We start from the raw sequence: 23,301 nt of genomic DNA, 5'->3' as shown, positions 1-23,301 counted from the left end.
GTTGTCAGTGCCCTCGTGCAGGGTGGACGACGAAGCAACCGGCCCGCGGTCGTCGGCGGTGGGCCGTCCGTTTCCGCGGAGGGGGAGCCATGACCACGGACGCCACCACGACCGGCCCGGGCGCAGCGCTGAGGCCGCACGCCGAGGACGCCTTCGCCGGGGAGCTGCGGGCCCTCGCGGCCGCCGACGACCGGCCCCGGCCGGAGCGCTGGCGGCTGTCGCCCCGGTCCGTCGCCACCTATCTGCTCGGCGGCACGCTGCCGGACGGCACCGTCATCACGCCGAAGTACGTCGGCCCGCGCCGGATCGTCGAGGTCGCCGTCACCACACTCGCCACCGACCGGGCGCTGCTGCTGCTCGGCGTGCCCGGCACCGCCAAGACCTGGGTCTCCGAGCATCTCGCGGCCGCCGTCAGCGGCGACTCCACCCTTCTGGTGCAGGGCACCGCCGGCACCCCGGAGGAGGCCATCCGCTACGGCTGGAACTACGCCCGGCTGCTGGCCCACGGGCCGAGCCGGGAGGCGCTGGTGCCCAGCCCCGTGATGCGCGCGATGGCGGAGGGGATGACCGCGCGGGTCGAGGAGCTGACCCGCATCCCCGCCGACGTCCAGGACACGCTCATCACGGTGCTGTCCGAGAAGACCCTGCCCATTCCCGAGCTGGGCCAGGAAGTGCAGGCCGTCCGGGGCTTCAACGTCATCGCCACCGCCAACGACCGCGACCGGGGCGTCAACGAGCTGTCCAGCGCCCTGCGCCGCCGTTTCAACACGGTGGTGCTGCCGCTCCCGGCGACCGCCGAGGCGGAGGTCGAGATCGTCTCCCGCCGCGTCGACCAGATCGGCGGCTCCCTCGATCTGCCGCCCGCCACCGACGGCCTGGCCGAGATACGGCGGGTGGTCACGGTCTTCCGCGAACTCCGCGACGGCGTCACGGCGGACGGCCGCACCAAGCTCAAGTCGCCCTCGGGCACGCTGTCCACGGCCGAGGCGATCTCCGTCGTCACCGGCGGCCTGGCCCTGGCCGCCCACTTCGGCGACGGGGTGCTGCGCCCGTCCGACGTGGCGGCCGGTCTGCTGGGGGCCGTGGTGCGCGATCCGTCCGCCGACCAGGTGGTCTGGCAGGAGTATCTGGAAGCGGTGGTCCGCGAGCGCGAGGGCTGGAAGGACTTCTACCGCGCCTGCCGGGAGGTGGCCGCCTGATGGCCGGACGGCAGCCGTTCGGGGCGTGCGGACTCCGCCGCCGGGCCGGGGAGGTGGAGCGCTGTGGTACGGCCCGATGAGCCGCTGCTGCTGGGCGTGCGGCACCACGGGCCCGGTTCGGCACGGGCCGTCCGCGCGGTGCTGGACGCGTACGAGCCGCCCGCGGTGCTGATCGAGGGGCCGCCCGAGGCGGACGCGCTCGCCCCGCTCGTGTGCGAGGAGGGGATGCGGCCGCCCGTCGCCCTGCTCGCCCATGTCGCGGGGGAGCCGGCGCGCTCGGCCTTCTGGCCGCTGGCCGAGTTCTCCCCGGAGTGGGTGGCGCTCCGCTGGGCGGTGGAGCGCGGGGTTCCGGTCCGCTTCATCGATCTCCCGGCGGCTCATGTGCTGGCCTGGGAGGAGCCCGGCAGCGGCGGGGCACCGGAGAACGGCCGCCCCGGGGGCGGCGGGCCACCGGGCGGTGCGTCCGGCGCGGAGGCCCCGGGCGGCCCCCGGGGTCCGGGCGGGCAGGGCGGGAAGGACGACGGCGGTCCGGGTGGCCACGGCGAGAGCGGCGACCGGGCTGAGGGTGGTTCAGGCGGTCCCGGTGCTCCGGGTGCTCCGGGAGCTCCGGGGGCATCCGGCGGGACGGGATCCGGCGGTGCCGGTTCCGCCGGTGGGCACGGTTCTCCCGGTGGCCCGGGGGAGTCCGCGGTTCCGGGCGGTCCGGCGTGGCCGGAGGGTGCGGAGGGCTCCGGGACTTCCGCCGGTTCTCCGGGCCCGCCCGGTTCCTCCGGCCCGGCCGGTGCGGCCGAGGGCGCCGGGGAGACGGCGGACGAGGTAAGGATCGATCCGATCGCCGTCCTCGCCGGGGCCGCCGGGTACGACGATCCGGAGCGCTGGTGGGAGGACGCCGTCGAGCACCGGGCCTCCCTCACCGGGGCCTCCCTCACCCCGACCGGGCCATCCCCCACCCGGGTGGTGGCGGAGCCGGCAGCCGCCCGGCCCGGCACGGGGAGCGGGGGTCCGGGCGCGGACGGCCGCGGCGCGGAATCCGCCGACGCCTCCCCGGCAGAAGACGGTCCGGCAGAAGACGGTCCGGCAGAAGGCGGTCCGGCAGAAGGCGGTCCGGCGGGAGGCGGTCCGGAGGCCGCGCTCGCGCCGTTCACCGCGCTCGCCGAGGCGATGGGCGTCCTGCGAGAGGTGTACGGCGACGGCGGGCACAGGCGTGACCTGGTGCGCGAGGCCCATATGCGGCTGCGGCTGCGGGAGGCGCGGCGGGAGTTCGGGGGGCGGGTGGCCGTGGTCTGCGGCGCCTGGCACGTCCCCGCGCTGGCCGCGCGGACCACCGCGGCCGCGGACCGGCGGCTGCTCCGCGGGCTGCCGAAGGCCAGGGCGGAGATCACCTGGGTGCCCTGGACCCATCGGCGGCTCGCCCGGCACAGCGGCTACGGCGCCGGGATCTCCTCCCCGGGCTGGTACGAGCACCTCTTCCGGGCGCCGGACCGTCCCGTCGAGCGGTGGATGACCAAGGTGGCCCGGCTGCTGCGGGGCGAGGACTATCCGGTGTCCTCCGCCCATGTCATCGAGGCGGTGCGGCTCGCGGGCGCCCTCGCCGTCCTGCGCGGACGGCCGCTCGCCGGGCTCACCGAGACGACCGACGCCGTCCGGGCGGTGATGTGCGAGGGGTCCGACGTGCCGCTGGAGCTCGTCGCGCGGCGCCTGGTGGTGGGCGACGCGCTGGGAGAGGTGCCGCGGTCCGCCCCGGCCGTGCCCCTGCAGCGCGATCTCGGTGCCGTCCAGCGCCGGCTGCGCCTCAAGCCGGAGGCGGCGGAGCGGCGGCTCGACCTCGACCTGCGCCGGGAGACCGATGCCGGGCGGAGCAGGCTGCTGCACCGGCTGCGGATCCTCGGCATCGACTGGGGCGAGCCGGTGCGCGGACGCGGCGGCCTGGGGACGTTCCGGGAGTCCTGGCGGCTGTGCTGGGAGCCCGAGCTGTCCGTACGGGTCTCGGAGGCGGGGGTGTGGGGCACCACCGTGCTGTCCGCGGCCACGGCCCGGGCGGAGTCCGAGGCGGTGTCGGCCGCGTCGCTGCCGGAGGTCACGGCCCTGGCCGAACGCTGCCTGCGGGCCGGTCTCTCCGACGCGCTGCCCGCCGTGATGCGGGCGCTCGCCGACCGCGCCGCTCTCGACGCGGACGTCGGCCGGCTGGCGGAGGCCCTGCCGGCCCTGGCGCGGTCCGTCCGCTACGGGGACGTGCGCGGCACGGACGCCTCGGCGCTGACCGAGGTGGCGGCCGGCCTGGCCGACCGGGTGTTCGTCGGCCTGCCCCCGGCGTGCGCGGGGCTGGACGGGGACGGCGCCGCGGTGATGCGCGGTCATGTGGACGCGGTCCACGGAGCGGTGGGCCTGCTCGCCGGTGCCCTGGCGGAGGGCGGTGGGCCCGGGCGGGATGCGGGTGCCACCGCGTCCGCCCGGGGCGAGGGGATACGGGACCGGTGGGCCGGGGTGCTGCGGAGCCTGGCCGGGCGGGAGACCGCGGCGCCGGGCATCCGCGGGCGGGCCGTGCGGCTGCTGCTGGACGACGGGCGGCTGGACGAGGGAGAGGCGGCCCGGCTGATGGGCCTGGCCCTCTCACCCGGCACCCCGCCCGCGGCGGGCGCCGCCTGGATCGAGGGGTTCGTCGGCGGGGAGTCGGGGGGCGGGCTGCTGCTCGTGCACGACGCACGGCTGCTCGCCCTCGTCGACGGCTGGCTCACCGGTGTGCCGGACGCCGCCTTCACGGACGTCCTGCCGCTGCTGCGGCGCACGTTCGCGGCCTACGAGCCCGGGGTCCGGCGCACCCTGGGCGAACTGGTCCGCCGCGGCCCGGCGGCCGGGCGCGGCCCGGGGGCGGACCGGGCGGAGGCCCCGGGTGCGCCCGGATTCGGGCCCGGTCTGGACGAGGAGCGGGCCTCGGCGGTCCTCCCGGTCCTGCGGATGCTGCTCGGCAGCGCTCACAACGACCTGACGGAGGTGGCCCCTTGAGCACGGTCCACGGCGGTGCGCTCCACGACGATGCGCCCCACGACGGCGCGGATCACGGCGGCGCGGATCACAGCGGTGCGCCCCACGGCGGTGCGCCCCACGGCGGCGCGGTCCACGACAGCACCGTCCACGGCGGCGCCGCGGCGGCCGGGGCCGTCCCGGTGGACGGCGAGGAGCGGCTGCGGCGGTGGCGGATGGTCCTCGGCGGTGAGGGCGCCGAGGGGACGGGGTACGAGCCGTCCGGCCGGGACGCCGCGATGGACCGCACCCTGGCCGCCCTCTACGGCGGCGCGGGCGCGGGCCCGGGCGCCGGGGGCGAGGGCGGCGGCCGGGAGGGCGGGCTCGGCGGTTCCGTGCCGCGCACGGCGCGCTGGCTCGGGGACATCCGCACCTACTTCCCCACCTCCGTCGTGCAGGTCATGCAGCGGGACGCGATCGACCGGCTCGGGCTCTCGGCGCTGCTGCTGGAGCCGGAGATGCTGGAGGCCGTGGAGGCGGACGTCCACCTGGTCGGCACGCTGCTGTCGCTCCACCAGGCCATGCCGGAGACGACGCGGACCACCGCGCGGGCCGTGGTCCGCACGGTGGTCGACCGGCTGGAGCGGCGGCTGGCCGCGCGGACCCGGGCCACGGTCACCGGCGCGCTCGACCGGTCCGCCCGCACCAGCCGTCCGCGCCACCGCGACATCGACTGGGACCGCACCGTCCGGGCCAACCTCCGGAACTACCTGCCGGAGTACCGCACCGTCATACCGGAACGGCTGGTCGGCCACGGGCGCGCGGCGCACGGCGTGAAGAAGGACATCGTGCTGTGTGTGGACCAGTCCGGGTCGATGGCGTCCTCCGTGGTGCACGCCTCCGTCTTCGGCGCGGTGCTGGCCTCGATGCGCTCGGTCTCCACCCGGCTCGTCGTCTTCGACACCTCGGTCGTGGACCTCACCGAGCAGCTGGACGATCCGGTGGACGTGCTGTTCGGCACGCAGCTCGGCGGCGGCACGGACATCAACCGGGCGCTCGCGTACTGCCAGTCCCGCATCACCCGGCCCGCCGAGACCGTCGTCGTGCTCATCAGCGATCTCTACGAGGGCGGGATACGCGACGAGATGCTGGGGCGGGTGGCCGCGATGAAGGAGTCCGGGGTGCAGTTCGTGGCCCTGCTGGCGCTCTCCGACGAGGGGGCCCCGGCTTACGACCGTGAGCACGCCGCCGCGCTGGCGGCGCTGGGGGCACCGGCGTTCGCCTGCACCCCGGACCTCTTCCCGGAGGTGATGGCCGCGGCCATCGAGAAGCGTCCGCTGCCCGTCCCGGAGGAGCCGGCCGCGCGATGACCGCCGGGTGGGCCGGGTGCGCCGGACACGGGGGTCCGGTGACCGCCCGGGCGGGGCCCTGTCAGGTGGGCTCCGCCCGGACGGCGCTTCATGGTTTCACCAACTGACCTGCCCGGAACGGCTGTTGGCCGGATCGCTGCGTACGGTGGCGGGATGCCGCTCCCGGCGGGCCCCGGACGCCGGTTCCGGCCCGGCCCCCCGGCCGCCGGTCCCGTCGGGGATGCCCAGCCGGGGACCCGTCCGGCGCGTGCCGGCGGCCGGATCCGGTCCGGGCTCCGTGCCCGGCGCGCGTGCCGTCAGACGTTGGGGACCTTCAGCTGCTTCCAGCTCGTGGCCCCCGGGATGCCGTCCGCGTCGGAGCCCGAGTAGCCGAGCTTCCGCTGCCAGGCGGCGTAGGACTGCCGGTCCGCCTCGGACCACCGCGGGCCCGGGCCCACCCGGTAGCGCCCGCAACCCTGGGCGACGAGCCGCTTCCCCATCGCCGTGATGATCTTGCTGTTGCGGCCCGCCCGGAAGAAGTCGGCGCCGGGGAAGGGTTCGTACCGCGGCGGCGGCTTCGGTGAGGTCTTCGGCGGCCCGTCCGGCTTCTTCCCCAGCCGCCCGGCGATCCGGTTCCGCAGGGTGTTCATCGAGAAGCCCCGGGGGTCGACCTTCCCCGGCTGCCACTCCAGATGCCCGATCACGGACCGGTGGGTCCAGCCGTGCGCGCGGCAGATCGCGGCCGACACCTTCTCGATCGCCAGCTTCTGCGCCTCCGGCCACGGGTCCCTGCCGTCACCGAGGTTGACGCACTCGAAGCCGTAGAAGCGGCGGTTGCCATCGGTGTCGGCCTCGTTGTCCCGGGGCAGTGCTGTCTCGTTCATGACAGCCCGCAGGACGTCGCCGTCGCCGAGGCCGGCGTGGTTCGCCCGGCCGTTGCCGACCAGGTGGACCACGCCCTTCTTGTCGATGACGCCGTGGCAGAGCGGGCCCGGCAGCGAGGAGTGACCCTCGTAGCAGAGCCGCACCGTGGCGTCGGTCCCGGAGGTCACGGTGTGGTGGATCATCACCCCGTTGACCGGGCCCCAGGGGCCCTTGTGATTGCGGTTGTGCGAGCGCCAACTGCGGTACTCCCGGACCTCCAGTCCTTCGTCGCGCAGTGCCTTCAGCAGGCGGGAGGCGCTCAAAGGCGTCGCCATCGCCGGTACTCCTCTCGTTCGTCCGCCGGCTTCCGGAGGCCCGGGTCCGGCGCGGGTGTGGTTCACCGCCCGCCGCTCGCGGTTCCGCCGTTCGCGGACCCGTTCGCGGTCCTCCGTCGGCGCGGCACGCCTCACCGGGCGGTACGCCTCCGCATGCGGTTCGGCTCATGAGCGGTTCGATGGGATGGATCACGTCCGGTACGCCGGACGGCTGGACCGGAACACGGGGTCGCGAGGCCGGACCCGGACCGGACCGGCGCCGGTGCGCGCGGCCGTCCCGGTCCCGGCCCGGGCCCTCCTGGCGCGGGCCCCGCCGGGGGAACGGAGCCCGCCGCCGCTCAGCTCTTCGCCGCCTCGCCGCCCTCCTCGCCGCTTCCCTCGCCCGGCGCGGACGCCGACGACGCGCGCCGCCTGCGCGCGGTGGCCCTGGTGCCCGAGCCGGAGCTCCCGGAGGAGCCGGACGCACCGGAGGAAGCGGACTGCTCGCCATCACCGGCCCCGGCCCGTGCGGCCTCCGTCTCCGTGTCCTCCGTCTCCGCAGCCTCCGCGGCCTCGGCGGCCCTCGCCTCCGCCTCCGCCCGTGCCTCGGCCGCCAGTTCGGCCTCGCTCGCCGGCGGCACCGGAACGCCCAGCGGCCCGAAGACCATCCGCAGATCCGCGATCGTCCCCTCGCCCGTCACCCAGGCCAGCGGCGCGTAGTGCGCCGTGATGCCGGCGGGCGGCCGCAGCAGCGGCCTGCGCGCCGCGTTCACCGGCCACTCCACCGAGCCCGTGGCCGTACGGGCCGGGACGATCCAGTGGTCGCCGGACCGGTACCGGCCGCCGCCGGCCTCGAAGTACACCTCGACGCCGTCCTCCAGCGGCAGCCAGCGGCCCTCCTCGACGTGGGCCGCGCCGCCGCGGAAGCGTCCCGCCGCGCCCTTCCGGCCCCGCGCGGAGCTCTCCTTCTGGTCCCAGCGGCGCAGGAACGGGTGGAGCTCCGGCCGCCGCCCCACGCGGGGGTCCGGCTCACCGGACAGCCGCACCCGGCGCCCCGGCAGGTCCAGTTCCTCCACCCGCAGCAGTGGCAGCGGTTCGCCGCGGCTGGTGTAGGCGGTGTCGGCGCACTCGACCCAGTCGCCCACGTTCAGGTCCAGCTTGTCGTCGCTGCCCAGGGAGGCCAGCTCCACCCACGTGCCGTCGAGTCCGTCGACGGGGAAGACCACGGAGCCGTTCTCCCGGGACCACTTGAACGTGGCCTCGCCCGCCGCGCCGCCCTCGTGGACCTCCACCCGGTAGAGCTGGTTCTCCGGTCCCCGGTAGCGGGCGTCCGGCGCGGTGAGGCAGGGGTCCTCGTCCGCCCGGGCCGGCCGCTCGCTCCGGGCCGCCAGCCGGGGGCGCCCGGACCGCTCGTTCTCCGCCCAGGTGCGGAAGGCCTCCCGGACGGCCGGCTTGTCCGGGTCCTCGCCCAGGCCCAGCGCCGAGCCCTCCAGCGGCAGCACCTGCCAGACGACCTTGGTGCGGGCCGCGGTGTCCGGCAGGGCCGAGCCGAGGGCGACCTCGCGCAGCTCCGGGTCCTCGGCCGCGGTCACCGAACGCTCCCACACCTTCAGATACATGAGGTACGGGTAGCGGCCGGGCAGCCGGTCCTCCGGGCGCTCCGGGTCCCGGAAGCCGTCCGGCTGGTCCCAGTACGTCCAGGTGGCGGGCGGTTCCGGCTCCGCCGCCCCGCCGCCGTCCGCGCCGTCCCCGTCCGGGTCGTCCCCGACGGCGTCGCCCGGCCCGGGGCGGTCCGCGTCGCAGAGGATGCCGTCGACGTAGTAGCGGCCGCCGCCGATCGTCAGATCGTCCAGATCGCGGCTGCCGGTCAGCGGGCCGACGGCGAAACCGGCGGCGCCGGCCGGTCCGCCGTCCGGGCCGATCAGGTCGTGGGCGGTGGTGCGGGCCAACCACAGCTGGATGGCCGCCTGTTCGTTGGCGTCGGCGTCGAGCTGGACCCGTCCCTGCTGGGCGATCACGGCCGAGTAGTGGCGGTCCGGGCGGAAGGTGGAGCGGGAGATGTCTGCGTACATGAAGGGGTCCCCCTCGGAAGGTTCGGCGGCCGGGCGGGGGCGCGGTTGCCCGCGGCCCGCACCGGCGCTGGTGGCTCTCGTGGCTCGTATGGCTCGGGTGCTCGGGTGCTCGGGCGGCTCGGTCGGTGATCGGCGGTCAGGTGACGGGGATGATCCCGGCGTCGGTGCCCGCGGGCGCGTACTCGGCCAGCCGGGCCCGGAGGCTGTCCATCCGCTGTGGCTCGTACAGGTCGTGGAAGACGCCCATCTCGGACCCGTCGTCGGCGCCCCGGCGGATCTCCTCGGCGCAGACCGCGGCGAGCCGCGCGTACGCCGGGGTGCCGTACCGCTCGCTCTCGAACAGCGGCCGGACCCGCCCTGCCTCCTCCGGGCCCACCAGGTCCGGCTGGCAGCGGTGGCGCCGCGGAGTGCGCGAACCCGGCGGGACGTAGCTGTACCGCAGACAGCCGATGCCGCGCCGGGCCACGTGCATCCGCCCGGTGAAGACGCTGTTCTCCGCGATCCGGACGGCATGGGTGTGGACCTCGCCGATCACCGTGGAGCGGTGCGCGTGCAGCACGGCGTGGGCGTGCCGGCAGTCCGGGGCGGAGAGCGCGGGCAGGGTGTGGCCGGTGGCGTCCAGGACGCTGTCCCGCAGGTGGATGGCCGGCGGGTCGGTGCTCACCTCGTCCCCGATGACCTCGATGGTGCCGAGGACGCTCCGCTCGATCTGCAGGCAGGCGGTGGTGCGTTCGAGGACGACACTGGGCTCCTCGGGGGACGCCGGCTCGCAGTCCGGCTCCAGGGACCAGCCGGGCACCAGGGTGCAGTGGCGGAGCACGACCGTGCCGACCGGTCCGGTGACGTTGATGCCGCGGCCGGCGATCAGCAGCCCGTCGAGGACGATCCGGGCGGGCTCGCCGTGCGGGCAGCCGGGGCGGCCGGGGCGGTGGCCGGGTTTGCCGGTGCGGTCCGCCGGCTCCGTCCCTGCCGTCGCTCCCTCGGCTGTTACCCCGGCCGTTTCCGGGGCCGCTCTCTCCGCTCCGTCCGCCTCCGCCGTCGCGCCCGGTCCGCCGTCCCGGCAGTCGCAGCCGTGCGCGCGGATGTTGAGGGCGTCCGGCCGGTTGCTGTACCAGTCCAGGAGCCGGATCACCGGACGGGTGCCCTCCGCCGCGCGCACCTCCAGCCGGTCGCCCGGCGCCAGGTCGAAGTCCAGCTGTTCCTGGTAGGCGCCGCTGTGGGTGATCTCGATGACGCCCTCGGGGCCCACCCGCCCCTCGCGCCGGTCCTGCCGCCACCGCTCGTACGCGTCCATGATCCGCAGGAAGCTCCGGCCGGGGCCGACCCGGTAGACCTTCGCCGTCGCCGGGGTGTCCCGGTCCCGGTCGTACTCGCCGCCGCCCAGGTCGTCACCGAAGGCGTGGTGGTAGCTCACCCACACCCCCCGCCGGGGCGCGGAGTGGGAGGCGAACGCGATCCTGCCGAGCTCCGGGTCCACCGCCACCTGACCGCGCTGCGGCCGGTAGCGCCAGTCCGTCAGATCGGCCACGACGATGTCCGACAGCGGCACCGGCTCCTCCCGGCCGTCCCGGTGGATCTCCAGGCTCTTGCCGGGGCCGTAGTAGTCCGCGAGCCGGTCCGCGAACTGCCGGCGCCGGATGTACGCCGGGACGTTGTCGACGGTCGCGAGGTGCGCGGCGGACGGCTCGGGCTCCGGCTTGGTCACCAGCCGGGTGTCGTTGCCGAGGATCGAGAAGGTGTAGAGGTTCCGGGCCCGGTCGACGCAGTACGCGGGGGCGTCCGTCACCGGGTACGGCCGCAGCCGCCATACGAACAGGCCGACCCCGGCCGGGGTGAGGCCGGCGGCGCGGCGCGCGGAGCCCGCGCGCCGTACGTCCGCGGAGCGCGCCACCGCGCCGAACGGGCCGCCCGCCAGGTCGAGTTCCGCCGGGTCCCGCAGATCGGCGAGCCGGCCGCGCCCGGAGCGCCGGGCGCGCACGGCCGCCGTCTCCGGCCCGTACAGCCGGACCGGCTGGTGGTGGGAGAGCAGCCGGGAGAACTCCACGGCGCGCGCGGGCCAGCCGGCGACCGACTCCGCCAGCTCCTCCAGCAGCGGCAGGGTGCCCTTGCGGCGCCGGTTGGCGACCGTGGCGGCCACCTCCCGGCGCGGTGAGAGCGCCGCGGCCAGCCGCCGCCGGGAGAGGTCGGGCCGGCCGCCGTCCTCCGGGCCGGTGGCGAGCAGGTGTTCGTAGCCGGGCAGCGGGCGGTGGCCCACCAGGTCGCCGAGGTAGGGCAGCACCCACTCGGCGGCCGTCTCCACGAACCAGTCGTCGTATTGCTGTTCGACGCCGCTGCGCACCAGGTCGACCTGTTCGGCGATCACCGCGAGCAGCGCGCGCAGCGGCTCACCGCCCGGCCCCTCGCCTTGTTCGGCGTCCCGCAGCCGGTGCCACTGCGGAAGGAGATCCGCGAGCCCGTCCGGTTCCCTGCTCATCGGGTGACCTCCGTAAGAATCAGCGTGTCCGGGACCTCGGGTGACAGCAGCGCCAGCTGGGCGGGGCGCACGCCGCGGAAGACGAGCACCGAGCGGCCCCTCGGCAGCCGCCGGACGCTGCCGATGTCCGGGTTGAGGCGCAGCAGTTCGGTCAGGGTGATGCCGTGGCGGGCGGCGACCCCGGTGAGGGTCTCGCCGCCCTCGGCCGTCACCCGGTACGTCGTCTCGTCGAACTCGGCGTGCCGGGCGGGCACCACGGACCGCGGCCCGTCGAGGTCCGCCGGTGGTACGAGCCCGTCCGGGCCGCCGGTGACGGGGACCCCGGTGAAGACGTCCACGTCCAGATAGTCGACACCGGGCACGGTGTGGGCCGTGGCCAGCACCTCGGAGAGCAGCGCGGGCTGCCCCAGCTCGCGGCCGGGGTAGCCGAGCCGGCGCAGCAGGGCCTGCCGCAGCCGGGGCTCCACCGTCTCGAAGGAGTGGTCCGGCGCCACCTTCACCCTCGCCGCGAGCAGCAGCACCACCAGTTCCCGCACGTCGACGCGGACCGGCAGCCGCGCGTCACCGTGCTCGGCGAGCGCGGAGCGCAGGGCCCGCAGGGTGTCCGAGTCCGGGCCCAGGGGGACGTCGTCCACCCCGGCGACGGTCACCTGGACCACCCGGCGCCGCCCGTCGAAGAGCTCGCGGGCCGCGGCCCGGCCGACGCCGGCCCGGGAGCGGGCGAAGTCCGCGTAGTCGGGGACGGACACCAGCCGGTCCAGCGCGGAGACCGCGAGAGGGATGGTGCGGCGGGTGAGGCCCGGGCCGTCGCCCGCCGCGCCGCCGGTCGCGGGCAGCGGGTTGGTGACGCCGGTGACTCCCAGGGGCCGGGTGACCGCCTGGGTGACGCGGCCCGCCGGGAGGTTGGCCGGTACCTCCGTGCCGCCCGGCCCCTCCGTGCCGTGGCGGTAGCGGGCGCGGACGTTGTCGTGCCCGGTCGGCAGCCGCGCGCCGTTCACACCGTCGCCGAAGGTCACCGTGGGACGGCCGTCCGCCCCGGCGCCCAGCACGTAGACCCGTTCGCGGGGGCCGCGTCCGGCGAGGCTGTCCACCCGGTGCCACAGCAGCCCGTCCACCCGCACCTCCAGCGCCGGTACGGCGCCCAGCGCGTTGTCCGAGGGGAGCCAGGCGAGCGGGGCGCGCCAGAGCGTGAACGTCTGGTTGGGGCGGGTGGTGTCACCGCTGCCGACGGGCTCGTCGCGGCTCTCGCCGTGCGAGGCGGGCACGACGTTGCCCAGCACGCGGACGGTGTCGCGGTCGTAGCGGTGGGCCAGATCGGCGGTGAGCGTCAGCACCGTGTGGACGTGGTCGCCGGGCAGCTCCGGATCGAGCCGCTGTTCGACGCCGGCGATCACGGCGAGCTCGGTGGCGCGGAGCCCGGCGACACCGGGGATGTCGGTGCGCTCGCCGGTGACGACGACACGGCGGCCCGGCGCCAGCCCCTCGTGCAGATCGCCGAGTTCGAGCTCGTTGCCGTGCACGTCCTCGCCCAGCGGCTCGTCCGCCATCCGCAGCGGCTCGCCGCCCGCGTGCACCGTGGTGTCCCGGATGTGCGAGAGCAGTACGTCCTGGTCGTCCAGCCACGGGTCGGCGAGAGTGAGCTCGGTGCCGCGCCCGGTGATCCCGTAGTTGGCGTACGCGACGGTGCGCACGGCGGTGACCCGGGTGATGACGCGGCGGAGCGCGGGGTCGCCGGGGATCTCGTCCGGGGTGCCCTTACGGGGGCGTTCGACGGCGACCCAGCTGCCGACCGTGAGCGAGTCGTGCACGGTGTCGAGCGGCAGGACGTGGCGGTTGGGCGCAGAGGGGACGGTGGCGATGCCGATCTCGACGCTGTGCTGCTCGCTGGCCGTCGAACGGCGTGCGTAGATCTCGTAGCCGCCGACGGTCTCCTGCCGGCGCTCGCCGGGCGCCAGCCGCCAGTCGTGGCTGCCGCCGTCCGCCACGGACACATGGATGGTGCCGTCCTCGGCCGGCCGGGACACGAACAGCGTCCGCTCCGGCAGATCCGCCAGCAACTGCGCGGTCACGCCCGGCTCCGCGGGCTCCGCGGCCGCCGCCCGCCGGCCGGTGCGGCCGCTCCCCTGCTCCTGGGGGCTCTGGGCGGAGAGGACGACCGTGCCGGGGCCGAGGTCGAACGTCAGCTCGTTCGGTAGGTTCTCGCTGCGCTGCCAGGAGGCGTCCAGCTGGGCGTGGACGAACTCGGCCTTCACGGGCACCTTGCCGGCCGTGTCGAACACGACCCGCATGGTGGTCAGCGCCGAGCCGGTCAGCGGCCAGTCGGACTGCCGGATGATCCGGCCGCGCTCGTCCTGCACGGGCTTGAGCGGGGCCGCGGCCCCGAACGGCGCGGCCGTCACCCGCATCGCCAGCAGATCGCGCAGGAGGGCGGGGCCGGGCACGGGCACGGCGGCCGCCGTGCCGGTGGCGGTGGCCGCCGGGGTGGCGCGGCGCCAGGCCGCGTGCAGCTCGCCGCCGTCCAGCTGCGGGTCCAGGGCGGTCAGCAGCCGGGTGGCGAGGCCCGACTCCGGGCCGAAGAGGCGCCGCGGGTCCCGCGCCGCGGTGCGGGCCGCGGCCGGCGGGCGGACGGAGCGGGAGGAGCGGAGGGCGGGGAGCAGCGCGCCGAGGGTGCGGAGGGCGGCGGGGGCCTGCGGGTCCGGTGCCGTCTGCGGGCTCTGCGGACTCCCTGGGCTCTGTGCGCCGGCGGGCGCGGTGGACGGGACCGCCGGGTGCCCCGTGCCACCGGTGCCGGCCTCCGCCCCGGCCTGTGTCTCCGCCTGCGCCTCCGTCTCCAGGACGCGCCCGTCGAAGGCGGCGTCCTCGGCTGCCGTGCGGCTCGGGCCCAGCTCGATCGCCCGTTCCCGCAGTTCGGCCACCACGGCCGCCAGCCGTTCGAACCAGGCGGCGACATGTTCGTACGGCCGGGCGATGATCTCCGCCTCCGCCAGCCGGTCCAGGGGTTCCTCCAGCCGGTGCGCGAACTCCTCGGGCGTGGTGACGCCGTCCAGGTCGTCCCGGAGCGGGGCCAGCACCTGCGCGTCGAAGTCGTCGACCAGACGGCTGACCGGACGCGGATTCGGGTGCTCCGGGCTCGGCTCCGCCGGCTCCTCCGGGTCCCCCGAGCCCTCCTGCTCCGTGATCCACTGGCGGAGTTCGGTCAGCAGCTCGAACAGGCTCGGCGGCGCCGACCGCGGCAGGGCGACCGCCGTCACGCCGTCCTCGCGGTCGACGCGCAGCCGCGCGACCGGCAGCAGCAGCCGCTGCCCGGCGCCGGGCGCCCCGCCCCCGCCGAAGAGGAACAGCAGCCGGTCACCGACGTGCAGACCGGCGTCCGTCCCCGCGACGTACAGCTCGGACCGCTGCGCCAGATCGTCCGGGGTCAGCAGGGCCGGGCGGCGGCGCCGCACCGCCAGCTCGTTCCAGGACCGGCGGGCGGTCAGCTCCTCGTCCGTCTCGAAGGTGTGCGGCTCCTCCCGCGACACGGCGGGAACGCTGTGGCTGCGCGCCCCGCGCGGGATCAGCACGGGGATGTCCTCCCCGCCGGACCGCGGGTCGCGGTCCACGGTGTACGCGAGATGCGTGTCCGCGGCGATCCCGGGCCGCGGGCGGTGGCCCACCAGCCGGCCCAGCAGCGCCAGGGAGCGCTGCTCGCGGGCGGTGCGCAGATAGCCCTCGTCGGCGATCCGTTCGGAATGGAACGTCAGCAGGTCGCCGAGGACGGCCCAGGCGTCCAGCAGGGCGATCGCCGGATCGTCCGGGGTCCGCACGGTCAGCCGGCGCAGCGCCGGATAGGCGGGTGAGGCGAGCTGGTCGAGCATGGCGGCCAGGAAGGAGCCGTACTCGCCGACCCGGTAGTCGAGGGCCGAGCGGCCCGGCGGGTTGTGCGGGGAGGCCGCCGGGCGGCGCTCGTCGTGGCCGCCGCAGCCGCATCCGCAGCTGTCGGCGCCGCCCCGGCCGCCGCGGCCCGTGGTGGTCGTGTCGGTCGGTTCGATGGTCACTGTCCGCCCCCGAACTCCAGCTCCAGCCGGCCGTTCTCGGGCCGGTCCGGGTCGTTGTCGCACTGTGCGATCTCCAGCGGTCCGAGCCGCAGCACGCCCTCGTCCAGGGCCGGGTCGCGGACGTCGCCGGAATCGCTTGTGTTGTCGGTGCCGTTGTCGGTGCCGCTGTCGCTGTCGTGGCCGTTGTCGGTGCCGCCGCCGAAGAGCCGCCGCAGCCGGGTGACGTGCACGCTCCGCACGCCCGGCACCGCGGCCGCCACCGCCACCAGCCGGCTCAGCCGCACCGGGTCCCCGAAGCCCAGGGCGTCGGGGTGGAAGAAGCCGAGCCGGCCGTCGGGCAGGGCACGGGAGCCGAGTACCCGGTGCAGCTCGGCCAGGACCGGGCCGCGTTGCTGCCCCGGCGCCGCGCAGACGGTCAGCGCGATGTCGAGCGGCACCGTCCGCGCCGGGACGACGACCACGTCGTGGCCGATCCGGCGATACCTCTCCAGACGCTGCGCCACCGCGTCCAGCAGCTCCGGGGACGGCTCCCCGGAGCCGAGGGCGTCCACGGCGACATGCGCCTCCTGGATGCTGCCGGTCCAGCGCATCTCCGCCGCCGCCCGCTGCACCCCGGGGACGGCGGACGCCAGCTCGGCGTAGTCCCCGGCGGTCACGGCCCGCAGCCGGGTGCGCTTGAGGCTCAGCGGCGCCAGCCTGCGCACCTGTTCGAGGGGTTCGGGCTCCGTGCCGCCGGTCGCGGGGAGCGGGTTGCGCACCCGGAGCACCGGGAAGCCGCGCCACGCGCCGGTCCCGGGCCCGCCGGTCTCCTCGGCGTCCCCGGACTCCGGGTCCGCGTCCCGGCCGGGCTCCGCTTCCCCGTACCCGCCGTGCTCAGCCGGTCCCGCCGACCGGTCCGTTTCCGTTTCCGTGTCCGGGGCCGTGTCCGTGTACGGATCCCAGCCGCTGTACGGGCCGGGCTCCTCCGGGCCGTCGTCGTTCGGGCACCGGCACAGCACCAGCCGGTTGACGGCCTCCGCGCCGACGTTGCCCGCGGTGCCGCCGCCCAGCCGGTACCGCGGCTCCAGCGTGCTGCCGGGCTCCGGGGCGGCGCCGTGGACACCGTCGCCGAAGCGCAGCGCGAGACGGCCGTCGTCCTCCGGCTCGCCGGTGACGTGCCGGTCCCGGGACCCGCTCTCCAGCAGGTCCCGCCGGGGCTCCCACACCCGGGTGCCGTCCGGGGTCCGCTCCAGCACCCGGACCGCCGGGAGCGCCGCCCGCGGGTCCTGGCGGAGCGACGCGGCGGCGGAACCGGCCAGCACCGGGTCCTCCGGGTCGAGCCCGGCCGCGTACGGCGGGCCCCAGCACTGCGCGATCTCCCACGCGGTGCGCCGGTCCAGCACCGTGCCCGCGCGGGCACGGGCCGTCAGCACCTCCAGCCGGCGCTTCTTGCGGGCCAGCAACCGGTCGCTGCGGACCAGCAGTTCGCGCAGCGCGCGCCGCGGGTGGACGCGCAGCTCCAGCCACTCCAGCACCCCCAGCCCGAACAGCACGGCCAGTTCGGCCGTCTCCCGTTCGGAGAGCCCGTCGCGGTCGCGGGCGCTGCGCCACAGCTCCACCAGCCGCTGCCGCACCCGCTCCGGAATGGCCGCCAGCCGCTCGGCCTGCCCGGCGGCGACGAGGCGCGGCTCGGGGAAGGGCACGGCCTGGACGACGGGGAAGCGGTCGAGGACCGGCCGGAAGCGCGGCACGATGCCCGGATACACGGACTGCGCGACGAGCGTGCGCAGGGCGGCCGCCTGGGCGCGGGCGGTGTCCGGCACGACCTCCTCGCGCCGCCCCTCGCCGCCGATCCCCAGCCCGGTCCGCGCGGTGGCGTCCTCGCCGAACGCGGTGAACACCTCCCGGACGTGCGCGGGCGTCAGCAGCCGTCCGCTGTCGGTGAGATCGAGCAGCGCGGCGGCGAGCCGCGCGGGTTCGTTGCCGCCCGCGCGGTCCGGGCAGCCGAAGGCGGGCGGCTCGCACCCGGCCGGCACGGCCGGCACCGGCGGCACGGTGACGCGTTCCGGTTCGCCGTCGCAGAAGCACGTCGACCGGCCGTGGTCGGCCAGGACGATGTTGCCGCGCGCCACGCTCACATCCGGGACGGGCTCGCAGCGCGTGCCGCCGGTGGTGGAGAGGCAGAGCGGGAAGCGCAGGGCGTCCTCGCGGGCCCAGGTGATCTCCAGGACCGGCTGTCCGCACAGCCGGTCGACGGCCGGGGTGACGGACGTCAGGCGCACGGCCTGCCGGTGCGCCGGGTCGGCGTCGCCGGGGGTGCCGGAGCGGGGGCCGCGGACCTCCTCGAACACCAGCACGTCGCCGGGGGAAAGGTCCAGCAGGCGACGCCGGGGGCGCCCGTGGCCGTGGTGGCCGCGACCGTCCCCGGGGCCGCGTCCGTCCCTGTCTCCGGCCCCGCGGACGTGGTCGCGGCCGCCGGCGGCACTGTGCTCCCGGTCGCCGTCTCCGTGCCGGTCGTCTCCGTGGCTGTCGTTCCCGTGCCGGTCGTCCCCGTGGCTGTCGTTCCCGTCGTGCGGGCCGTGCTCCCGGTGCGCCCACTCGTCGCGCAGGGTGGCCGACGTGGCTCCCTTCGGCAACGAGCACTGTTCACCGCCCCAGGTCCAGAACCGGATGGTGTTGTGCTCCGGCCGCAGCCGCAGCGGCTTCCGCTCCACCGGCTCGAAGACCTCCACCCGGGCGCGCTCGTCCAGCGCCGTCAGTTCGTGGTCCCCGAGGACGGTGCCGGGCCGTGCGCCGTGCCGGTCGCGCGGACCGCGGTCGCGGAGATCCACGGAGGCGAAGCGGAAGCGGCCGGGCGGCAGCGTCAGCGGCCGCGCCACCTCCACGGCCACATGGGCGCGGGCGTTGCAGCCGTCGTGCATCGGATAGTCGACCAGCCGGACGTGCCGGCGCACCGACACCCGTCGTCGCGCCGTGTCCAGATAGGCCTCGGTCGCCACCGCGTCCTGCTGGTAACTGATCAAGTCGGCCGTGTGCGCCAGCAGTTCGACCAGTGTGACCCCGAGGTCCGGGGCGTGCCGCTCCACCCAGCCGGGCGAGGTCAGCGCCAGCCGGTCCAGGACCACCTGCCGCAGGGTGTCGTAGTCCCGCGCCGTGTAGTCGATGACCGGGGCGGGCTTGAAGGTGGGCGGGCAGTCCGGCTGCTCGTCCGCGCAGTCGAACGGCGTGGGGCAGTCCGGCCGGAAGAAGAAGTCCGCCGCGTGGTACCGCTGGTCGAAGCCGCGGTACGGCTCGGTGCCCGGACGCCCGTACGGGTCGGTCTCGACCACGGACAGCCGGTAGCGGGAGGTGTCACCGGCCTTGTCGACGGTGACGTACAGCCGGTCGTCCAGCTCCGGGTCGTCCTCCCGTTCGACCTCCACCTCCAGCGCCTCGATGCCGGTGACGCGCCGGCCGCCGTCGACGCGGATGTTCTCCGGGCACAGGCCGCGTGGGGCCTTGCCGAGGAAGGTGACGGTCAGGGTGCGGCCGTCGTCGCTCACCTCGACCGCGTCCACTCCGTTCAGCTCGGCCCGGCGCACTCTGCCGCGCCTGCCGTCGCCCCGGCACACCAGTGCGGTGCCGGCGGACCCGGCCGTCGATTCCCTGTCCGGCGCGCTCATGCGGCGCCCCTCCCCTCGAACACCTCGTCGCGGCGGTCCGCGGTGGCGCGCACCACGTACCGCAGATGGACGCGGACCACGTTCTCCTCGCTCTCCACGTCCACGTCCTCCACCTCGATCAGATCCCCCAGCCAGCGCTGCAGCGCCGCCTGCACGGACAGCTCCAGCGCGGACGCCAGTTCAGGGCTGTTGGGGGTGAACACCAGGTCGAGCAGCCCGCAGCCGAAGTCGGGGCGCATCACGCGCTCACCCGGGCTGGTGAACAGCAACTGCTCGATCAGATCGCGCACATGGTCCTCGTACGACGCGGCGCGGGCCGTGCGCCCCCGGCCGTCGATCCGGAACGGGAACGCGATGTCCTCCCGCGCGGTCCTCGCCGTCCTCGCCCTCATCGGCACTCCACCCCCCGCTGTGCGGTTTCGGACCCCGTTCCCGCCACAAGCGGCGCTCCCTGCGGCAGCAGGGCGTCGCTGAGGCACTGCCCCCGCGAGGCCGCCGTGTCCAGCAGCACGGGCGCGCCGTCGACGGTCACGGCGTCCCGGCCGCCGCCGCCCGCGCTCCAGCGGACGCTCGTGCACGGCGAGGGCCGGCCGCCGGCGGTGTGCCCGCAGCCGCTGACCGTGTGGACGTCCGCCGCGGTCATCAGCGGCAGCCCGTCCAGCCGCACCGCGGACGCGGCGTACGCCCCCGACCCGGCGGCGGAGGCGGCCGCGACCCGGCCGCCGTGCGGGCAGCGCAGCTCCGCCTCCGTGTGGACGGGGCTCCCGGGATGCCCGTGGCTTCCGCTCCCGTGATTCCACCGGCCCCCGCGGCCCCCGCTTCCGTAACTCCTGGACACGACGTCTCTCCCCGTTCCTCTGCTAGCTCTTCTTGGGCACGGTCAGCCGGCCCTCGTTGACGTCCACCTGATCGCCGTCGAGGACGATCGAGGTCCCCGCACCGCTGTTGATCTGCACACCGGCGTTGTTGATCCGGATGAACGCGCCGCCCGGCGCCTGCAGGAGAATCCCGCCGTCCGGGGAGTCGTGGAGCACGATCCTGTGGTGGCTCCGGTTCTCGATGACGACCGGTTCGGCGCCCGTCCGGGCCGCCGCCCGCGCGTCCGGGGGCAGTTCGTCCGCGTCGCCGTACCAGCAGCCCGTCCAGACCGGGAAACTCGCGTCCCCCTGTTCGAACTCGATCCACACCCCGGCCCCCTCCTCGGGGACCACGTACTGGCCGGCCTCCCGGCCCGTGAACGGGAAGCAGGGCATGGCCCAGGTGGACGGCTCGTCCCCGAGCACGTCCGGCACGAGCGCCGTGATCCGGCCGATCCGCAACGGGTCGTCGTTGTCCACCACCCGGCCGCGGAACTTGCCGAGATAGCGGTTGTTGGGTCCTGGTCCTGCTGCTGGCGCCATCGTGTGCTTCTCCAGGTTCCTGTGGCTGCCCGGTTTCCGGTCACGGACGGACGGTGTCGCTCAGCGCGACGAGGCCCTCCCGCGAAAGCGTGAAGTTCTGCTGGTACGAGCCGGGGCGGAGGTTGTGGGTCACGCTGGTGACGTAGTAGTCGCCGTCGTACGTCAGCCCGGCGCCCCGCACCCCGACCAGCTCGCGAGGCCGGAGGATGTAGCCGTGCCGGTTGACGTCCAGCTGCCCCGAGCCGGACACCGCGTCGGCGGAGGTCGCGGCCCGCGCCAGCGTCTCGGCGCGGGCCTGCTCCGGGCTGAACTTGGCGGTGCCGGTCAGCTTGCGGCGCTTCAGCGCCGGGCTGGCCCGCCTTCCCAGCGGCGGGCGCAGCGGGCTGATGTCGGGCTGGGGGAGCAGCGGTGCCCGCCGGGTCACCGGGTCCAGCACCCGCGCCTGCGGCTCCTCGCGCGCGGTGCCGTCATAGGCGAAGGTGAGCTGGTCCACGGTGGAGTTGACGTCCATGTTGACGTTGAGCGCGTGCTGCCGCTGCCCGACCCGCTTCTGCGGACCGAAGTAGGCGGTCGAATAGCCGGGCGTCGGACCGGGTTCGAGATAGAACACATAACCGTTCGCCTGCGCCAACTCGTTGAGGTACGCGAGATCCGTACCGGTCTGGTACTCGACGCGGAGCTGGGCGCGCGGCGGCTGCTCGATCTGCTCCCGTACGACGTACGGCTGGATGCCGTAGTCCTCGTAGCCGCGCAGGATGCGGGCGGCCCGGGCGGAGGGCGCGAGGTTGGGGTAGCGCTCGGTGCGCTCCTCCAGATCCATGAGGAGGCTCAGGTCCTCGCCGGTGACGGTGAGGGTCGTCTGCCCCGGCTGGTTGCTGGCCCCGACCTCCTGCCGCACGATCAGCCCGTCGAGCAGGACGCGCGGGGTGCCGCGCACGGAGGCGGTGACGATGACCCGGGTGCGCGGGTCGAAGTAACCGTCGGGGAGCAGCCGTTGGATGATCGCGCCGCGCTTGGTGAGGTCGAACGCGAGCTGGAAGCCGCTGCGTTCGCCCGCCGTGCTGGTGATCTGCACGGAGAGCAGGGCCTCCGACACCTCGTACGGCACCGGGCGGACCAGCTTCGGCCCCATGTGCAGGGTGAGATGGACCGGGCCGCCGCCGACCGGATCTTCGTCAGCCACGTCCGCCGCCCCCCGCCGCTCCGCGCCCCGGCGCGCCGCTTCCGGGCGCGGTGAAGGCGCCCGGGAGCGGAATCGCGATCTCCTGCCCCGGCTCGGCCGTCAGCTCGCGCGGGTCGAGCACCGGATTGGCGTCCGCGATCCGCCACCACTGGCCCGGGTCGCCGAAGTAGTGCTGTGCGAGATGGTCGGGCCGCTCGCCGGCGCCGACGATGTGCGTGGCGGTGTCGCCGTCGTCCCCGGACCCGTCCTCGTCCGGCAGTGGAGGGAGCAACCGGCGCTTGGCGTAACGGACTTCGGTGCCGTCGGGGAAGCAGTACGCCCCGATCTCGGCGTCGTGGTACCGGCTGCCGCGCGGATACGGATGCGCTCCGGGGATCGCGTCCAGCGCGCTGTCATACGGCTCGATCATGGTGTTACGCCCTCCCCATGCGTGTGGACGCCGCCCGGGGCCCCATGCCGATGTCGGCCCCGGTGAGGCCGAGCGAACCGAGCGTCCCGGACCGGACAGTCCCGGCCAGCCGTTCCTTCTGCGCCAGATGCGCGAGATACAGCTCGGCCCCGCGGTGCCCCGCCGGCAGATCACTGACGGTGAGCACCTTCATCCCGATGCTGAGCGCGGCCCGGATCGGGTTGAGGTTGACGTCGAACGCGGACTCGTTGACGGACAGCTCGGTCAGCCGTACGGGCATGACGCGCTTGCTGCCCCAGGTGAAGAGGGTCAGCGGCATCTCGATCGGGGAGATCTCGATGGTGCCCTTCTTGCTGAGCCGGCTCGCCTCGCGGAGCTGCGCGGTGGTGGGCTGCACCAGCATTTCCAGCGTCGCGAGCTGCGGGTGGATGCCGTCCGGGGCCGGCACCTCCAGCTGGTCGGTGGCGTCGATCTCGGCGGTGAACTTCCAGGTCTCCTCGGCGGGCCCCTTGAGCCGCAACGCCTCGTTCCGGTCCCCTTGCCCACTTCCGCCGCCACCGGCATCACCGGTCCCCGCGGCCTGTGGCGCGAGTGAACGCTCAAGGGTGTCGGGGTTGAACTGCAGCACGATGATGCGCTGCGGGGTGCCGCGCTCGGGGTCGACGATGACGATGCCGGAGCGGATGGGCTTGGGGATGTCTGCGTAGCGGGTCACAGGCGGGCCTCCAAGCGTTCACGAAGGGGTGCATAGTCGTGATCCGGGAAGAGGCCCGGGAACGCCGCGAGCATGGCTTTGAGGCCCATGACATAAGGGCTGAATTCCGAGTCCTCCAATGACACGTCGACGAACAAGAATTGCCACCCGAGAGTGCCCTTGGTCACGGCAAGCGCCCGTAGGTACATGCAGTAATCGATATTCATCGGCAGTGCGCCACGTTCCGCCTCGTGGTACCACATCAGTGCTTGTGTGCCGCCTGGGACGAGCCGCAACGCCGTGTAGGAATCTGTACCTCCCCCAGGGAATTCGTCGATGACGAGGAATTGCTCGCTGAGTTCTTCCTCGGATTCTGCTAGGTCCCATTCGAGAGATGGCGGTTCGATGGGCAGGGAGGTTGCGGGCGGGTGTAGGTTAAATTCTCCGTTCACAGTCCCTGAGGTGTGCTTGAGGCTCCAGTGACAGCCGAATGTTTCGTGTGCTGCTGTGCATGCCAGCACCGAAGACGGGAGATGTGTGTCGAAACGTTGCTGTAGTGCCCCGTCCACCTCCTCCGGGCTCGCGTAGCTCAGCGGTGCCCCTTCGAAGTCATGCGCAAGGATTTCGATCTCGGTCCTTGTTCTAAGCTCGTGGAGTGCCGTGTGTAGGCGGCTCTTGCATTCATCATGCGTGTTCATGGGGTCA

Annotated in this window: 15 protein-coding genes; 3 read left to right on the top strand and 12 right to left on the bottom strand. The window is 75.1% G+C overall.

Annotated features, from left to right (window positions below):
• Nucleotides 1-89: 89 nt before the first annotated feature.
• From LIX60_RS12005 to LIX60_RS11995, 3 genes are all read left to right on the top strand, one after another.
• Nucleotides 90-1,199 (top strand): AAA family ATPase, encoded by a 1,110-nt coding sequence (locus tag LIX60_RS12005; protein ID WP_227958417.1) that lies wholly within the window; start codon nucleotides 90-92, stop codon nucleotides 1,197-1,199.
• A gap of 63 nt (nucleotides 1,200-1,262) precedes the next feature.
• On the top strand, nucleotides 1,263-4,202 hold the full coding sequence (locus tag LIX60_RS12000) for a DUF5682 family protein (protein WP_227958416.1): 2,940 nt from the start codon (nucleotides 1,263-1,265) through the stop codon (nucleotides 4,200-4,202).
• Between the two features lie 194 nt (nucleotides 4,203-4,396).
• Nucleotides 4,397-5,530 carry a VWA domain-containing protein gene (locus LIX60_RS11995; RefSeq protein WP_227962739.1) on the top strand — a complete coding sequence of 378 codons (1,134 nt, stop codon included), beginning with the start codon at nucleotides 4,397-4,399 and terminating at the stop codon, nucleotides 5,528-5,530.
• A 296-nt stretch (nucleotides 5,531-5,826) separates the two neighbouring features.
• Here the strand turns inward: LIX60_RS11995 and LIX60_RS11990 are convergent, their stop codons facing one another.
• From LIX60_RS11990 to LIX60_RS11935, 12 genes are all read right to left on the bottom strand, one after another.
• A complete protein-coding gene (locus tag LIX60_RS11990) occupies nucleotides 5,827-6,708 on the bottom strand; it encodes a peptidoglycan-binding protein (RefSeq protein WP_125622492.1) in 882 nt (293 codons plus the stop codon).
• Nucleotides 6,709-7,046: 338 nt separating this feature from the next.
• The gene (locus LIX60_RS11985) at nucleotides 7,047-8,759 is read right to left on the bottom strand and encodes a DUF6519 domain-containing protein (RefSeq protein WP_227958415.1); all 1,713 of its coding nucleotides are present in this window, start codon (nucleotides 8,757-8,759) and stop codon (nucleotides 7,047-7,049) included.
• A 136-nt stretch (nucleotides 8,760-8,895) separates the two neighbouring features.
• Entirely contained in the window at nucleotides 8,896-11,232 is a 2,337-nt protein-coding gene (locus tag LIX60_RS11980; RefSeq protein ID WP_227958414.1) for a hypothetical protein, read from the bottom strand.
• The gene (locus LIX60_RS11975; protein ID WP_308101224.1) at nucleotides 11,229-15,269 is read right to left on the bottom strand and encodes a putative baseplate assembly protein; all 4,041 of its coding nucleotides are present in this window, start codon (nucleotides 15,267-15,269) and stop codon (nucleotides 11,229-11,231) included. The genes LIX60_RS11980 and LIX60_RS11975 overlap by 4 nt, the downstream gene beginning before the upstream one ends.
• Nucleotides 15,266-18,910, bottom strand: a complete 3,645-nt coding sequence (locus LIX60_RS11970; RefSeq protein ID WP_227958413.1) for a baseplate J/gp47 family protein — start codon at nucleotides 18,908-18,910, stop codon at nucleotides 15,266-15,268. Before LIX60_RS11970 ends, LIX60_RS11975 begins: the two co-directional genes overlap by 4 nt.
• Complete coding sequence (locus tag LIX60_RS11965) at nucleotides 18,907-19,302, bottom strand: GPW/gp25 family protein (protein WP_227958411.1); 396 nt, start codon at nucleotides 19,300-19,302, stop codon at nucleotides 18,907-18,909. Before LIX60_RS11965 ends, LIX60_RS11970 begins: the two co-directional genes overlap by 4 nt.
• The gene (locus tag LIX60_RS11960; protein ID WP_227958409.1) at nucleotides 19,299-19,748 is read right to left on the bottom strand and encodes a hypothetical protein; all 450 of its coding nucleotides are present in this window, start codon (nucleotides 19,746-19,748) and stop codon (nucleotides 19,299-19,301) included. Before LIX60_RS11960 ends, LIX60_RS11965 begins: the two co-directional genes overlap by 4 nt.
• A 22-nt stretch (nucleotides 19,749-19,770) precedes the next feature.
• Nucleotides 19,771-20,310 (bottom strand): phage baseplate assembly protein V, encoded by a 540-nt coding sequence (locus tag LIX60_RS11955; RefSeq protein ID WP_227958408.1) that lies wholly within the window; start codon nucleotides 20,308-20,310, stop codon nucleotides 19,771-19,773.
• Nucleotides 20,311-20,350: 40 nt separating this feature from the next.
• Nucleotides 20,351-21,442 (bottom strand): hypothetical protein, encoded by a 1,092-nt coding sequence (locus LIX60_RS11950; RefSeq protein WP_227962737.1) that lies wholly within the window; start codon nucleotides 21,440-21,442, stop codon nucleotides 20,351-20,353.
• Nucleotides 21,443-21,485: 43 nt separating this feature from the next.
• Nucleotides 21,486-21,902, bottom strand: coding sequence for a hypothetical protein (locus tag LIX60_RS11945; RefSeq protein ID WP_019712138.1), 417 nt, complete (start codon nucleotides 21,900-21,902; stop codon nucleotides 21,486-21,488).
• A 4-nt stretch (nucleotides 21,903-21,906) separates the two neighbouring features.
• Nucleotides 21,907-22,617: a hypothetical protein gene (locus LIX60_RS11940; protein WP_227958407.1), complete on the bottom strand. Its 711-nt coding sequence runs from the start codon at nucleotides 22,615-22,617 to the stop codon at nucleotides 21,907-21,909.
• Entirely contained in the window at nucleotides 22,614-23,294 is a 681-nt protein-coding gene (locus tag LIX60_RS11935) for a hypothetical protein (RefSeq protein WP_157916280.1), read from the bottom strand. Before LIX60_RS11935 ends, LIX60_RS11940 begins: the two co-directional genes overlap by 4 nt.
• Between the last annotated feature and the right edge of the window lie 7 nt (nucleotides 23,295-23,301).

Source organism: Streptomyces sp. S07_1.15, assembly GCF_020739505.1.
Classification (GTDB): Bacteria; Actinomycetota; Actinomycetes; order Streptomycetales; family Streptomycetaceae; genus Streptomyces; species Streptomyces xinghaiensis.
This window is presented reverse-complemented; position numbering and strand designations above follow the sequence as displayed.

Excerpts from the sequence above, each read along its gene's own strand:
- LIX60_RS12005 (WP_227958417.1), top strand. The coding sequence starts at position 90 with ATGACCACGGACGCCACCACGACCGGCCCGGGCGCAGCGCTGAGGCCG.
- LIX60_RS11995 (WP_227962739.1), top strand. The coding sequence starts at position 4,397 with ATGGTCCTCGGCGGTGAGGGCGCCGAGGGGACGGGGTACGAGCCGTCC.
- LIX60_RS11990 (WP_125622492.1), bottom strand. The coding sequence starts at position 6,708 with ATGGCGACGCCTTTGAGCGCCTCCCGCCTGCTGAAGGCACTGCGCGAC.
- LIX60_RS11985 (WP_227958415.1), bottom strand. The coding sequence starts at position 8,759 with ATGTACGCAGACATCTCCCGCTCCACCTTCCGCCCGGACCGCCACTAC.
- LIX60_RS11980 (WP_227958414.1), bottom strand. The coding sequence starts at position 11,232 with ATGAGCAGGGAACCGGACGGGCTCGCGGATCTCCTTCCGCAGTGGCAC.
- LIX60_RS11970 (WP_227958413.1), bottom strand. The coding sequence starts at position 18,910 with ATGAGCGCGCCGGACAGGGAATCGACGGCCGGGTCCGCCGGCACCGCA.
- LIX60_RS11965 (WP_227958411.1), bottom strand. The coding sequence starts at position 19,302 with ATGAGGGCGAGGACGGCGAGGACCGCGCGGGAGGACATCGCGTTCCCG.
- LIX60_RS11955 (WP_227958408.1), bottom strand. The coding sequence starts at position 20,310 with ATGGCGCCAGCAGCAGGACCAGGACCCAACAACCGCTATCTCGGCAAG.
- LIX60_RS11950 (WP_227962737.1), bottom strand. The coding sequence starts at position 21,442 with ATGGGGCCGAAGCTGGTCCGCCCGGTGCCGTACGAGGTGTCGGAGGCC.
- LIX60_RS11945 (WP_019712138.1), bottom strand. The coding sequence starts at position 21,902 with ATGATCGAGCCGTATGACAGCGCGCTGGACGCGATCCCCGGAGCGCAT.
- LIX60_RS11935 (WP_157916280.1), bottom strand. The coding sequence starts at position 23,294 with ATGAACACGCATGATGAATGCAAGAGCCGCCTACACACGGCACTCCAC.